This is a genomic window from Gottfriedia acidiceleris (assembly GCF_050457485.1).
GTDB lineage: Bacteria > Bacillota > Bacilli > Bacillales > Bacillaceae_G > Gottfriedia > Gottfriedia acidiceleris_D.
Map to the genome: position 1 here is coordinate 20069 of NZ_JBCMJM010000001.1, position 14424 is coordinate 34492.

The 14424-nt window shown below is 34.2% G+C and carries 15 protein-coding genes; 14 read left to right on the forward strand and 1 reads right to left on the reverse strand.

What is annotated here, in order from left to right; genetic code table 11:
• The 5 genes from pknB to spoVM all read left to right on the forward strand — a co-directional run bounded on the left by pknB (position 1) and on the right by spoVM (position 4456).
• Positions 1 to 1995: a Stk1 family PASTA domain-containing Ser/Thr kinase gene (pknB, locus tag ABEY15_RS00090; RefSeq protein WP_429887662.1), complete on the forward strand. Its 1995-nt coding sequence runs from the start codon at positions 1 to 3 to the stop codon at positions 1993 to 1995.
• A 20-nt stretch (positions 1996 to 2015) separates the two neighbouring features.
• Positions 2016 to 2897, forward strand: coding sequence for a ribosome small subunit-dependent GTPase A (gene rsgA, locus ABEY15_RS00095; RefSeq protein WP_429887664.1), 882 nt, complete (start codon positions 2016 to 2018; stop codon positions 2895 to 2897).
• 2 nt (positions 2898 to 2899) lie between these two features.
• Positions 2900 to 3544: a ribulose-phosphate 3-epimerase gene (rpe, locus tag ABEY15_RS00100; protein ID WP_429887666.1), complete on the forward strand. Its 645-nt coding sequence runs from the start codon at positions 2900 to 2902 to the stop codon at positions 3542 to 3544.
• Positions 3545 to 3636: 92 nt separating this feature from the next.
• A complete protein-coding gene (locus tag ABEY15_RS00105; protein WP_429887667.1) occupies positions 3637 to 4278 on the forward strand; it encodes a thiamine diphosphokinase in 642 nt (213 codons plus the stop codon).
• A gap of 94 nt (positions 4279 to 4372) precedes the next feature.
• On the forward strand, positions 4373 to 4456 hold the full coding sequence (spoVM, locus tag ABEY15_RS00110) for a stage V sporulation protein SpoVM (RefSeq protein WP_056470930.1): 84 nt from the start codon (positions 4373 to 4375) through the stop codon (positions 4454 to 4456).
• A 97-nt stretch (positions 4457 to 4553) separates the two neighbouring features.
• Here the strand turns inward: spoVM and rpmB are convergent, their stop codons facing one another.
• Positions 4554 to 4742: a 50S ribosomal protein L28 gene (gene rpmB, locus ABEY15_RS00115; RefSeq protein WP_025568947.1), complete on the reverse strand. Its 189-nt coding sequence runs from the start codon at positions 4740 to 4742 to the stop codon at positions 4554 to 4556.
• A 347-nt stretch (positions 4743 to 5089) separates the two neighbouring features.
• Here rpmB and ABEY15_RS00120 point away from each other — a divergent pair, with 347 nt between their 5' ends.
• From ABEY15_RS00120 to fabG, 9 genes are all read left to right on the forward strand, one after another.
• Entirely contained in the window at positions 5090 to 5452 is a 363-nt protein-coding gene (locus ABEY15_RS00120) for an Asp23/Gls24 family envelope stress response protein (RefSeq protein ID WP_088012978.1), read from the forward strand.
• Positions 5453 to 5475: 23 nt separating this feature from the next.
• Entirely contained in the window at positions 5476 to 7164 is a 1689-nt protein-coding gene (locus ABEY15_RS00125; RefSeq protein WP_429887669.1) for a DAK2 domain-containing protein, read from the forward strand.
• Between the two features lie 229 nt (positions 7165 to 7393).
• A complete protein-coding gene (gene sdaAB, locus ABEY15_RS00130; RefSeq protein ID WP_429887671.1) occupies positions 7394 to 8056 on the forward strand; it encodes an L-serine ammonia-lyase, iron-sulfur-dependent subunit beta in 663 nt (220 codons plus the stop codon).
• 17 nt (positions 8057 to 8073) lie between these two features.
• The gene (gene sdaAA / locus ABEY15_RS00135) at positions 8074 to 8955 is read left to right on the forward strand and encodes an L-serine ammonia-lyase, iron-sulfur-dependent, subunit alpha (protein ID WP_429887673.1); all 882 of its coding nucleotides are present in this window, start codon (positions 8074 to 8076) and stop codon (positions 8953 to 8955) included.
• Positions 8955 to 11003 (forward strand): ATP-dependent DNA helicase RecG, encoded by a 2049-nt coding sequence (recG, locus tag ABEY15_RS00140; protein WP_429887674.1) that lies wholly within the window; start codon positions 8955 to 8957, stop codon positions 11001 to 11003. The genes sdaAA and recG overlap by 1 nt, the downstream gene beginning before the upstream one ends.
• A gap of 103 nt (positions 11004 to 11106) precedes the next feature.
• Positions 11107 to 11673 carry a transcription factor FapR gene (fapR, locus tag ABEY15_RS00145; protein WP_097975511.1) on the forward strand — a complete coding sequence of 189 codons (567 nt, stop codon included), beginning with the start codon at positions 11107 to 11109 and terminating at the stop codon, positions 11671 to 11673.
• A 12-nt stretch (positions 11674 to 11685) separates the two neighbouring features.
• Positions 11686 to 12681: a phosphate acyltransferase PlsX gene (plsX, locus tag ABEY15_RS00150; protein ID WP_429887675.1), complete on the forward strand. Its 996-nt coding sequence runs from the start codon at positions 11686 to 11688 to the stop codon at positions 12679 to 12681.
• Between the two features lie 13 nt (positions 12682 to 12694).
• Positions 12695 to 13645: an ACP S-malonyltransferase gene (gene fabD / locus ABEY15_RS00155; protein ID WP_429887676.1), complete on the forward strand. Its 951-nt coding sequence runs from the start codon at positions 12695 to 12697 to the stop codon at positions 13643 to 13645.
• Entirely contained in the window at positions 13639 to 14382 is a 744-nt protein-coding gene (gene fabG, locus ABEY15_RS00160) for a 3-oxoacyl-[acyl-carrier-protein] reductase (RefSeq protein WP_429887677.1), read from the forward strand. Before fabD ends, fabG begins: the two co-directional genes overlap by 7 nt.
• Positions 14383 to 14424 lie beyond the last annotated feature (42 nt).

Below are 14424 nucleotides of genomic sequence, written 5' to 3' on the forward strand. Positions count from 1 at the left end.
GTGATGATTGGTAGACGCCTAAACGACCGATATAAGATCTTAAAATTAATTGGTGTTGGCGGTATGGCAAACGTTTATTTAGCCCGTGATATGATATTAGATCGAGATGTAGCTGTAAAAATGTTAAAAGCTGATTTTTCAAACGACCCTGACTTCTTAAGAAGATTTCAACGTGAAGCATATTCAGTTACTTCGCTATCTCATCCAAATATCGTAAGCTCATATGACGTTGGGGAAGAAGATGGATTACAGTATATCGTCATGGAATACGTTGAAGGTGAGACTTTAAAGGAGTATATTCAGCATCATACACCTATAAAGCCAAAAGAAGTATTGAGGATTATGGAACAATTAGCCTCAGCATTAGCTCATGCGCATCATTTTCAAATCGTTCATAGAGATGTAAAACCGCAAAATATTTTAATCAATAAAGAAGGAAATGTGAAAATAACTGATTTTGGAATTGCAACAGCTTCGACAGCTGCAACAATTACACAAACAAATTCAGTACTTGGTTCTGTTCACTACCTTTCACCTGAACAAGCAAGAGGTGGAGTTGCGAATAAAAAGTCAGATATTTATTCTTTAGGAATTGTAATGTTTGAGCTTTTAACTGGAAAACTTCCATTTTCGGGTGAGAGTGCAGTTGCGATCGCATTAAAACATTTACAAAGTGAAGTTCCACCACCAACAAAATTTAATCCAGAAATACCACAAAGCGTTGAAAATATCGTTTTAAAAGCTACTGCCAAAGATATCTTTTATCGATATGATACTGCAGATGAGATGAAGCTAGATTTACAAACTGCTTTAGATAGTGATCGTTTGAATGAAAAACCTTTTGTGATTCCTACAAATGATGATGAAACGAAGGTAATTCCGATCATAAAGGATATTCCTGTATTAACGAATGATGATACTGTTGTCGTACCATCAAAGAAAAAATCAAATAAAGAAAAAGAACCAATCAAAAAAGAGCCGAACAAAAAAGAAGCTGTTAAAAAAGACCCTGATAAATTAAAACGGAAGAAGAAAAATTCTTTTGCAAAGTTTATTATAGGTACTTTTATTGCACTTTTAATTGGTGGTTTATTAGCGATAACTTTGATTCCTGCATTATTTTTGCCTGAAGACGTAGAAATTCCAGATGTTAAGGATATGACATACGAAAGTGCGGTTACGTTGCTTGCATCAAAAGGGTTAAAGATAAGCGATCCTAAAGAAATTTTTGATGATGAAGTTGATGAAGGGAAAGTAGTTAAAACTTCTCCTAATATTGGGGAAACTGTTAAAGAAAATTCATCGATAACGATTTATAAATCAAAAGGTAAAAAAAGTAACGAGATGGAAGACCTAAAAGGGTTCCAATATAACACGATAAAATCTCGATTACAAGACGATTATCGCTCTGTTACAACGCATTTTATCGAAAGTGATGAATCAGAAGGTGAAATAATCGACCAATCTCCGAACGTTGGGGCTGAAGTCGTTCCATCGGAAACGGATTTAAATGTATGGATCAGTAAAGGGACATCTACGATCACTCTTCGTGACCTAAAAGGATGGTCTAGAAAAGATGTTGAAACCTATGCAGGTGACAATAACCTAAAGCTTAACGTAACGAAAGAAGATTCTGGAACAGTTGCTGAAAATCATGTTATTTCTCAATCTCCATCTGCTAACGTTGCATTAAAAGAAGGGGATACATTAAATATCGTTATTTCTTCTGGAAAACAAAAAGAAAAGACGAAAAAAGTAACAATCAATGTACAAGTACCATATACCCCAACCAATCCTAGTTCACCTCAGCTAATTGAGGTATATATTAGAGATAAAAATAATAATGGTGAAAAACCTGCAATTTCAAAATCGATCACCGAAACAACTACTATACCAGTAGAAGTGACAATTGATCCTGGACAAACTGCTTCCTATAAAATTGTTAAAGATGGTCAAGTTATTGCAGAAAGAGATGTACCTTATCCATCGAATTAAAGAGCTGTAGGAGTGAGTATATGCCAGAAGGCAAAATCATAAAAGCATTGAGTGGATTCTATTATGTCGAAACAGATGAGACAGTAGTTGCTTGTCGTGGTAGAGGGAATTTTCGTAATAAGAAAATAACACCTTTAGTTGGAGATGAGGTAGAATATCATATCGAAAAAAGTGGAGAGGGTTATCTACTTGAAATTAAAGAGAGAAAGAATGAACTTGTTCGACCTCCAATTGCAAATGTTGATCAAGCTATTTTAGTTTTTTCAGCAGTAGAGCCTGATTTTTCTCCAATATTATTAGATCGATTTCTTGTATTAATTGAGTTTAATGAAATTAAACCTTTAATTGTCATTACAAAGATTGATTTGTGTTCAGAAGCACAATTAAAACTAGTGTACGAATACGTTTCTTATTATCGCCAAATTGGATATGAAGTATGTTTAACTTCTTCAAAAACTGAGGAAGGATTAGAAAAAGTACTTCCGCATATGTCAAATAAAATATCTGTATTTGCAGGACAATCTGGCGTTGGTAAGTCAACTTTACTAAATGCGATTAATCCAGAGCTAGATTTAAAAACAGGAATTATTTCCTCTCATTTAGGACGAGGAAAACATACAACTAGACATGTTGAATTAATAAAAATTGGACAGGGTCTAGTTGCAGATACTCCTGGTTTTAGTTCATTAGAATTTATGGGAATCGAATCCGAAGATTTATCGTATTGTTTCGTGGAAATGCGAGAAAAAAGTCAAGAATGTAAATTTAGAGGTTGTACCCACTTAAAAGAACCAAAATGTGCTGTAAAAGCTGCGGTTGAAGGTGGGGAAATTTCTCCTAAACGATATGATCATTATGTATCATTCATAGAAGAAATAAGAGATAGAAAGCCGAGGTATTAATCATGGTTAAAATTGCACCATCAATCCTTTCAGCAAATTTTGCTAAACTTGGAGAAGAAATTTTAGATGTAGAACGTGGAGGGGCAGATTATATTCACGTCGACGTAATGGATGGTCATTTTGTACCAAATATTACAATTGGACCACTAATTGTAGAAGCAATTAGACCTGTGACGAAGCTTCCACTTGATGTACATTTAATGATTGAAAAGCCAGATCAATACATAGAGCAATTTGTAAAAGCTGGAGCGGACATAATTACGGTTCATGTTGAAGCTTGTACACATTTGCACCGAACGATCCAAACAATTAAATCATTTGGTATTAAAGCAGGTGTAGTTCTTAATCCAGCGACTCCAGTTTCAACAATTGAACAGATTATTGATGATGTCGACATGGTCCTTTTAATGACAGTAAATCCAGGCTTTGGAGGACAAAAATTTATTCAATCAGTTGTTCCTAAAATTAAACAAGTTGCTAATTTGATTAAAGAACGCAATTTATCAGTTGAAATCGAAATAGACGGTGGCGTTGACGAGGATACGGCTAAAATTTGTATAGAAGCAGGTGCTACCGTATTAGTAGCCGGTTCAGCAGTTTATAATAAGGAAGACAGAAAAGAAGCTATAGCGAAAATTAGAGGATAATGTAATCATCTAAAATTGCATGGAAAATCTAATTATGAAACAAAAAATGCAATCGACATTCGATTGCATTTTTTTTAAAGGTGGAAGAAAAGTTGATTATACATATTGTAGGTGCAGGACCGAAATCGAATACAATTACTGAAATTACTCAGAAAGACGAAAACCAGGTACTGATTGGCGTAGATAATGGAGCTCATTACTTAATTGAAGAAGGATTAATTCCAGAGGCAATATTCGGTGATTTTGATTCTTTAAGCGATGAGAATTTAGAAAAGATAAAAAGGCTTGTTCCAAATGTTTTTATTTATCCTCCTGAAAAAGATGAAACAGATTTAGAACTTGCTATTCAATGGGCAATTAAACAAAAACCAGAAAAGATTTTTATCCATTGTGTTACCGGAAAACGTTTAGATCATGAGTTTGGAAGTATTACATTATTAATAAAATTTATGAATTCTGGTGTCCCAATAAAAATCGTTGATGAATATAACGAAATATATGTCATTCAGGAAGGTACCCATTTCATTAGGAAACTGCAGCATTTTAAATATGTATCCTTTTTTTCATTAGGTGCAAAAGTAGAAAATTTAACTTTAAAGGGCTTTAAATATCCACTAACTAATCATTTATTGGAGATTGGATCATCACTATGTGTAAGCAATGAACTACTAGAGAGTGAAGGGTCTATTTCATTTAGCGAAGGCATAACATTAGTAGTAAGGAGCAAAGATTAACAATTTCATGTCATAGTTTTCGCTCATCGCAAGTAGAATGTAATAGGATTAATCTTTTCCTTAAAAATGCTAGAAAGCTTGTAGGAGGGAAAGTATGAGATTTTATACGATTAAATTACCTAAATTTCTTGGTGGACTTGTTCGCGCCATGCTGAGTACATTTAAAAAAGACGCTTAGCTTTAGTTGGAGTAGAGTATTTTGGTTAGAGGCAACAGGTATCATAAAAAAGTAAAAAAGCATAGCGGATCGCTATGCTTTTTAGTACGTTAATAAATTAAACGCGCTCAATTTTACCTGATTTTAATGCTCTCGCTGAAACGTAAACACGCTTTGGTTTACCGTTTACTAAAATACGAACTTTTTGAAGGTTAGCACCCCAAGTACGTTTTGAAGCATTCATAGCGTGAGAGCGACTGTTACCAGAACGAGACTTTCTTCCTGTGATTACACAAACACGAGCCATCTATTTCCCTCCTAACAAAAAACGGAATAACATTTCAATGATTATTTTCATTCAAACACTACTATAATTTATCATACCGATTCGCTTAATGCAACAGTTATTGGTAAGTTGTTCAAGAAAAAAACCTTGACATCGAAATGTATGATATACTAAATATTAATGAGGGACCTTAGACTTACCTTAAAAGAAATTCATTAAAAATTGTATTTTCTATAATTAACCATGAATATTATTGAAATGCTAATAATAGTAGTGAGTCAATAGAATTATTTTGGAAAAAGGTATACAATAATAAGTAAGAAGTATAACTAACTATACTTGGATTATCCAATAAGGGGGACCAAATTATGTCATTAGAAATGAAAACTCAATATGGAACAATCGAGATTGGTACAGATGTGATCGCTACAATTGCTGGTGGAGCTGCCATTGATTGTTATGGTATTGTTGGAATGGCTTCTAAGAAACAAATTAAGGATGGTCTTACAGAAATCCTAAAAAAAGATAACTTTACAAAAGGTGTTATTGTTCGCCAAGTAGGTGAGGACGTTAATATCGATATGTACATAATTGTAAGCTATGGTACGAAGATTTCTGAAGTTGCTAATAACGTACAAAATAAAGTGAAGTATACTCTTGATCAAACATTAGGCTTGTCAGTTGACTCTGTTAATATTTTTGTTCAAGGTGTGAAAGTAGCTAACCTGTAAAGACGCATTAAGGAGGAGAATTTGTGTCGATAAAACGTATTGACGGTAAATTATTTGCAGATATGGTGATTCAAGGTGCAAATAACTTAACGAAAAATGTAAAATTTGTAGATTCATTAAATGTATTCCCGGTACCAGATGGTGATACTGGAACAAATATGAATCTTTCTATTACTTCTGGATCAAAGGAAGTAAAAGAAAAACCAAATAGTCATGTAGGGAAAGTTGGTCAAAGCTTTGCAAAGGGCTTATTGATGGGGGCGCGTGGAAATTCTGGTGTAATCCTTTCTCAATTATTTAGAGGTTTTTCTAAATCAATTGAATCAAAGGATACAATTTCAACAACTGATTTTGCTTTAGCATTAGAAGCAGGGGTAGAAACTGCTTATAAAGCTGTTATGAAGCCTATTGAAGGAACAATCTTAACAGTTGCAAGAGAAACAGCAAAAAAAGCAGTTGTCTTAGCAAAAACACATGAAGAATTTATTCCTTTCCTTGAGGAAACAATTATTGAAGCAAATGCATCATTAAACCGTACCCCAGACTTACTACCTGTGTTAAAACAAGTAGGTGTAGTCGATAGTGGAGGTCAAGGTTTAGTACTTGTCTATGAAGGATTCTTAGCATCATTAAAAGGTGAAGAAATTTCCCTAGAAGGTGCTGAGGCTACTCTTTCACTTGAGGAACTTGTTGAAGCAGAACATCGAAATGTACAAAGTATGTTAAATACTGAAGACATTGTTTACGGATACTGTACTGAATTTATGGTGCGATTTGAAAAAGATAAATTAAATAAACATCCTTTCGATATAGACACTTTCCGCAAAGAGCTAAGTGCATGGGGTGATTCTTTATTAGTAGTTGCTGATGATGAAATTGTAAAAGTTCATATTCACGCTGAGTACCCTGGGGAAGTATTTAATTTAGGTCAACGTTTTGGAAGCTTTTTAAAACTAAAAGCTGAAAATATGCGCGAACAACATACTAACTTACTACATGAAGAGGTTTCAAATGAATCTCCTTCTAAAAATGAGTCTACACAATCTACTGAAAAACAAGAATTTGGTATCGTTACGGTAGCTATGGGATCAGGGATTAAAGCATTATTTGAAAGTATTGGGGCAACTGTTGTAATTGAAGGCGGTCAAACAATGAATCCTAGTACAGAAGACATTGTAAAAGCGATTGAACAATGCAACGCAGAAAATGTTATTGTACTTCCTAACAACGGAAATATTGTGATGGCTGCTGAGCAAGCTGCATCTGTTGCAGAATGTAATGTAGCAGTTGTTACTTCTAAAACAGTACCTCAAGGTATGTCAGCTTTATTATCATTTAATCCTACGGCATCATTAGCTGAAAATAGAACAGGAATGCAAGATGCATTAAAGACAGTAAAAACAGGTCAAATAACTTATGCGGTTCGAGATACTGAAATTGATGGTGTAGAAATAACAAAAGATCATTTCATGGGAATCCTTGAAAGTAAAATTGTTACAACAGATGCAAATCAATTAGAGGCTGCAAAAAAATTATTACAAGATATGATTGATGAAGATTCTGAAATATTAACAATCTTATATGGTCAAGATGTTTCAGATGAAGAAATTTCAAAATTAGTTGAATTTGCCGAAGAGAGCTTTGATCACTTAGAAGTTGAAGTTCATAACGGAAATCAGCCTTTATATTCATATATTTTTTCGATTGAATAAAATAAAATATAGCAAGATAAAAGAGGAAGTGTGATCCACTTCTTCTTTTTTTTTGTAATTTATTTAAAGAGTAATGTAAAATAACGTAGAACTCTGTAGAATTTCGTATTACACTATAAGGTGGACATTGTTTTGTCCATAATACCAACTTTTTATATAAATGATTTGATCTAACAAAACAAAAACTATATATAATACGCTTTTACAATAACGTATTGGGGGAAACGTGATGAAATATAAAAGTGTTTTTGACATTATCGGTCCAATTATGATTGGTCCTTCTAGTTCACATACAGCGGGAGCGGCTAAAATTGGTCGTGTAGCAAGAAATCTTTATGGAAAAGAACCAAAAAAGATTTTGATTTCATTATATGGTTCATTTGCTAAAACATATCGTGGACATGGTACAGATGTTGCGCTTATTGGTGGATTATTAGATTTTGATACATTTGATGAGCGTATTCCAGAATCATTAAATATTGCACAAGAAAAAGGGATGTCCATTGATTTCGTTGAAGAAGATGCAGTAACTGAGCATCCAAATACAGTGAAAATTTCGATTCTAGATGATGACCAACCATTTGAATTAGTAGGAATTTCAATCGGTGGTGGAAAAATTGAAATTATTGAATTGAATGGATTTGAACTTAAACTTTCGGGTAATTACCCTGCAATCCTTGTTGTTCATAATGACCGTTTTGGTTCGATTGCTGGTGTAACAAATGTCCTAATGAAATATGCTGTAAATATTGGCCATATGGAAGTTTCACGAAAAGAAGTCGGACAAATTGCATTGATGGCAATTGAGGTCGACCAAGATCTTGATAATAAAATTATAAAAGAGATTGAATCTTTACCACATATCATTCGCGTTACGAAAATGGTTGATTAAGGAGAGGGGGAACTTAAATGTTTAAAAATGTTGCTGAATTAGTTGAATTAGCTGATTCAAAAAATGTTAAAATTTCAGAAATAATGATCCAACAAGAGATGCTTTTTACAGGAAGAAGCCGTGAAGAGATTATTGGTAAAATGGAGCAAAATCTTGTTGTAATGGAAAAGGCAGTAGAAAGAGGACTTGCAGGTGTTCACTCGCCAACAGGTTTAACAGGAGGAGACGCTGTATTACTTCAAAATTACATTGCAAAAGGTAACTCGCTTTCAGGCCATTTACTTTTAGATGCTGTTAGTAAAGCAGTTGCGACAAATGAAGTAAATGCTGCAATGGGTACGATTTGTGCAACTCCTACAGCCGGTTCTGCTGGGGTAGTTCCTGGAACCCTTTTTGCTGTAAAAGAGAAATTAAATCCTACACGAATGCAAATGATTGAATTCTTATTTGCATCTGGTGCTTTCGGTTTTGTTGTAGCTAATAATGCGTCAATTTCAGGTGCTGCAGGTGGTTGTCAAGCGGAAGTAGGCTCTGCAAGTGGTATGGCAGCAGCTGCGATCGTTGAAATGGCTGGTGGTACTCCAAGTCAAAGTGCTGAAGCATTTGCCATTACATTAAAAAATATGCTTGGTTTAGTATGTGACCCGGTTGCAGGTTTAGTAGAAGTACCATGTGTTAAGCGAAATGCAATGGGTGCTGCTAACGCGATGGTAGCAGCAGATATGGCGTTAGCCGGTATTACAAGTCGAATTCCATGTGACGAAGTAATTGATGCGATGTATCGAATTGGACAAACAATGCCATCTGCACTAAGAGAAACTGCAGAAGGAGGACTAGCGGCAACGCCAACAGGACGTGAATTGGAAGCAAAAATATTTGGTGTTTCGCTAAAAAAATAGTGAGTATTGAACTTGAACAAAAAGTATCTGTATTAAGTGGTGTCGGCGAGGAAACTGAAACACAATTAAATGATATGGGTATTTTTACAATAAATGACTTAATCGAATATTTACCGTATCGATATGAGGATTTTCGAAATAAGGATTTATCAGAAGTGAAGCATGAAGAGCGCGTGACTGTCGAGGGGATTGTTCATAGCGCTCCTCTTCTTCAATTTTTTGGCAAAAATAAATCACGATTAACATTTCGACTTTTAGTTGATCGATACTTAATTACTGTTATTTGTTTTAATCGACCGTATTTTAAAACAAAGTTAAACTTAAATGAGCATGTAACTGTTTCTGGCAAGTGGGATCAACATAAACAAACCATTACATTATCAGACCTTGTATTTGGTTCTCGTACGAATAGTCATGAAATTGAGCCTGTCTATTCAATTAAGGGGAAAATGTCTGTAAAAACAATGCGTAAGTTTGTTGAGCAGTCTTTTAAAAAATATGGACATTTAATAAATGACTTAGTGCCAAACGAACTAAGTCAAAAATATAAACTTTTAAATCGTTCAGAAACATTGAGATTACTTCACCACCCAATTGATGCGAATAGTTTAAAACAAGCCAGAAGAAGCTTTGTTTATGAAGAGTTTTTTCTTTTTCAACTAAAAATGCAAGCACTTCGAAAAATTCAGCGTAATCAATCAAAAGGTATCCCAAAAACATTAAACATTGAAAAAATTCAACAACTAATCCAATCCTTACCATTTCCTCTGACATCAGCTCAAAAAAGAGTTGTACAAGAAATATTCTCAGATTTAGAAAGTCCTTATCGAATGAATCGCTTATTACAAGGTGATGTTGGATCGGGAAAAACCGTTGTCGCTACTATTGCATTATATGCATGTACACTTAATGGTTATCAAGGTGCATTAATGGTTCCTACAGAAATTTTAGCTGAGCAACATTTTGAATCTTTAGCAAAAATGCTACAACATACAGAAGTAAATGTTGAGCTTCTTACAAGTTCAGTAAAAGGTAAAAAGCGTCGTGAAATCCTAGAACGACTAAAAAACGGTGAGGTACATATTTTAGTCGGTACACATGCTTTAATTCAAGATGAGGTTCAATTTAATAAATTAGGCATTGTAATAACAGATGAACAACATCGATTTGGTGTTGGTCAACGAAGAGTTTTAAGAGAAAAAGGCTATTTTCCTGATGTTTTATTTATGACAGCAACTCCAATTCCAAGAACTTTAGCAATAACAGCTTTTGGTGAAATGGATGTATCGATTATTGATGAATATCCGGCTGGTCGTAAAAAAATAGAAACGTATTGGGTTAAACAAGAAATGTTTGATCGTGTTTTAGATTTTATCGGTAAAGAAATTAAAAATGGACGACAAGCATATCTAATTTGTCCACTTATCGAAGAATCAGAGAAATTAGACCTTCAAAATGCATTAGATTTACATAGTGTTCTAACTTTTCATTATCAAAATATGGCGAAGGTCGGATTGATGCATGGAAAGCTTTCATCAACAGAGAAAGATGACGTTATGAAGGCATTTGCAGCTAATGATGTTCAAATATTAGTATCAACAACAGTTGTAGAAGTAGGTGTAAATGTACCGAATGCAACTGTGATGGTTATTTATGATGCAGATCGCTTTGGACTTTCACAATTACATCAGCTAAGAGGACGAGTTGGACGAGGTTCCGAACAATCGTATTGTATTTTAGTTGGCGATCCAAAAAGTGAAGTAGGAAAAGAAAGATTAACAATCATGACAGAAACAAACGATGGTTTTGAGTTAAGTGAAAAAGATTTAGAACTTAGAGGACCAGGGGATTTCTTTGGAAAACAACAAAGTGGTGTGCCTGAATTTAAAATGGCTGATATGGTACATGACTATCGTGCATTAGAAGTTGCGCGAAATGATGCAACATTACTTGTTAATTCAGATGTATTTTGGAAAGCTAATGAATATCAAGGATTAAGAATGTACTTAGACAGAACGGGAATATTTAATTCAGAAAAATTAGATTAGTACTAGGTATTAAAAGTTTGTCAAAAAACTATTGTAATACGTGGATTTTTAATATAAACTGTATTTAATACCTGGTCACAAATTAGTAGTTGAGGTATGTAATATGAGAAGAAATAAAAAAGATCGTCATGAATTGTTAAAAAAAATTATAAAAGAAAATCCGTTTATTACAGATGAAGATTTAGCTAATCAATTATCTGTGAGCATACAAACTATTCGTCTTGATCGTCTTGAATTATCAATTCCTGAGTTAAGGGAGCGCATCAAAAATGTTGCCACTCAGCAATTAGAAGATGTAAAATCACTACCAGTAGATGAAATAATCGGTGAAGTTATTGATATTCATTTAAACGAAAGTGCCATTTCTATATTTGACGTTAAGGAAGAGCATACTTTTAGTAGAAATGGAATTGCCCGAGGTCATCACTTATTTGCCCAGGCTAATTCTTTAGCAGTTGCAGTTATTCATGATGATTTAGCTCTTACAGCTAAATCCAATTTTGTTTTTATTAAACCAGTGAAAACAAATGATCGAGTAATTGCCAAGGCAAAGGTTTTACCGCAAAAAGGAGATCCGAGGCGTACTACAGTTGATATCAATGGCTATGTCGAAAAAGAACATGTATTCCATGGCTTATTCGAAATGTACCACCGAAGTATTGAAGAATAGGAAGTGAACAAGATGAAAATAGCTATCGATGCAATGGGTGGAGATCATGCCCCAAAAGCCATCGTTGAAGGTGCGATGCTTGCAGTTGAAAAATTGAATGATATACAGATTACTTTAATTGGTGATGAATCAAAAATTAAACCATTCTTAACGAATGATAAAAATATAACGATTATCCATACAGATGAAGTAATTGAAGGAACTGAAGAGCCAGTTAGAGCGGTTAGAAGAAAGAAGAATGCTTCTATGGTCTTAATGGCAAATCAAGTAAAAGAAGGTAATGCTGATGCATGTATTTCTGCTGGAAATACTGGAGCGTTAATGACAGCGGGACTATTAGTTGTTGGTCGAATGGAAGGTGTAGAACGACCTGCACTTTCACCTACGATGCCTACTTTAGATGGAAAAGGCTTTGTTTTCCTAGATGTTGGTGCTAATGTTGATGCAAAGGCAAATCATTTACTTCAATATGCGATAATGGGATCTGTATATGCCCAAAAAGTAAGAGGTATACATAATCCGACTATAGGATTACTAAATGTCGGTACGGAAGATAAAAAAGGTAATGAACTTGCTAAACAAACTTTCCAGTTACTAAAAGAAAGTAATTTGAATTTTATAGGAAATGTTGAAGCTAGAGACTTAATGAATTCAGTAGCAGATGTAGTTGTTACAGACGGGTATACTGGAAATGTAGCTTTAAAAGCGATTGAAGGTACTGCACTTGCAATGTTTTCATTAATTAAAGATGCGATGCTTACTAATTTCACATCAAAGCTTGCAGCAGCTGTATTAAAACCAAACTTAAAGGGTGTTAAAAAGAAAATGGATTACTCTGAGTATGGTGGAGCAGCGTTATTTGGCTTAAAATCACCTGTTATTAAGGCTCATGGAAGTTCTGATGCTATGGGGATTTTTAGTGCAATTAAGCAAACGCAAACGATGGTTGAACATAATGTTGTAAAACTAGTAAGTGATCACATGGAGAAAATCGAATCAAATGCATAAGGGGGTCACTCCAATGGGTAAAGTGGCGTTTATTTTTCCTGGACAAGGATCACAAAAAGTTGGAATGGGTAAAGATGTAGCTGAGAGCTATAATGAATGTGGATCTATTTTTGAAACTGCTAACGAACATATTGGTTTTAGTCTTTCTGAAATTATTTTCAATGGAACTGATGAAGAGTTAACTGCTACATATCATGCACAGCCAGCAATCTTAACAACTTCAATTGCTATGCTTGAGAAGATTAAATCTGCTGGAATTAAACCAGACTTTGTCGCTGGTCATAGTTTAGGTGAGTTTACAGCTCTTGTAGCAGCAAATAGCATTTCATTTGAAGACGGTGTTAAATTAGTACATAAACGTGGTCAATTAATGGAGCAAGCTGTACCAGTAGGACAAGGTGCTATGGCAGCTGTATTATTTTTAGCTCCAGAAAAAATTGAAGAAGTTATTTCTGAAGTGAATAAAAATGGTCATTCTGTAGGTATTGCAAATTATAATTCTCCTACACAAGTAGTTATTACTGGAGATGCAGAAGGTGTACAAATTGCTTCTGGTTTACTAAAAGAAGCTGGAGCTAAGCGTGTATTACCTTTAAAAGTAAGTGGTCCATTCCACTCATCTTTAATGAAACCTGCAAGCGAAGAATTCCAAAACGAGCTTGGTAAAATAAATGTAAATGATTGTGTAACACCACTAATTTCAAATGTTACGGCTAAAGTTGTGACAGATGCAAATGAAATTAAGGGATTATTAGTTAATCAATTATATTCTCCAGTAAAATGGAATCAATCTATTCAAGAATTAGTTGACCTTGGTGTCGATACATTCGTTGAAATTGGTCCTGGAAAAGTTTTAACTGGATTAGTTAAAGCAATCTCTCCATCATCAAAATTAGTAAATGTTTATGATGTTGAAACATTAAACCAATTTTTAAATGAATGGGAGGAAATAAAATCATGCTAAATGGTAAAGTTGCATTAGTTACAGGTGGATCTCGTGGAATCGGACGAGCAATCGCATTAACTTTAGCAAAAAATGGTGCGAATGTAGTTGTTAATTATTCTGGGAATGAAGCGGCTGCTCTTAAAGTTGTAGAAGAAATTACAGCTCTTGGAGTTAAAGCTATTGCATATAAAGCAAATGTATCAAATGGTGAAGAAGTTGCTGCATTAGTAAAAAATACTGTTGATGAATTTGGTAGTATTGATATACTAGTAAACAACGCAGGTATTACAAGAGACGGTCTTTTATTACGTATGAAAGATGCTGATTGGGATGATGTAATTGATACAAACTTAAAAGGCGTATTCAATTGTATCAAAGCAGCAGCGAAGTATATGACTCGTCAACGTAATGGCCGCATCATTAATATTAGTTCAGTTGTTGGACAAATTGGTAATCCAGGACAAATGAACTATGTAGCTGCAAAAGCTGGCGTATTAGGTTTAACAAAAACAGCAGCAAAGGAATTAGCTTCTAGAAATATTACAGTTAATGCAATTGCACCTGGTTTTATTGAAACTGATATGACAAATGAATTAAATGAGCAAATCAGAACACAAATGTTATCGAATATTCCATTGCAATCTTTTGGTCAACCAGAAGATATTTCAAATGCAGTAGTATTCTTAGCAATGGATGCAAGTAGATACATTACTGGACAAACAATCAATGTTGATGGTGGACTTGTAATGAATTAGTTTGGCGTTTGCCACATTTTTATGTATAATGCATAAGTAGAC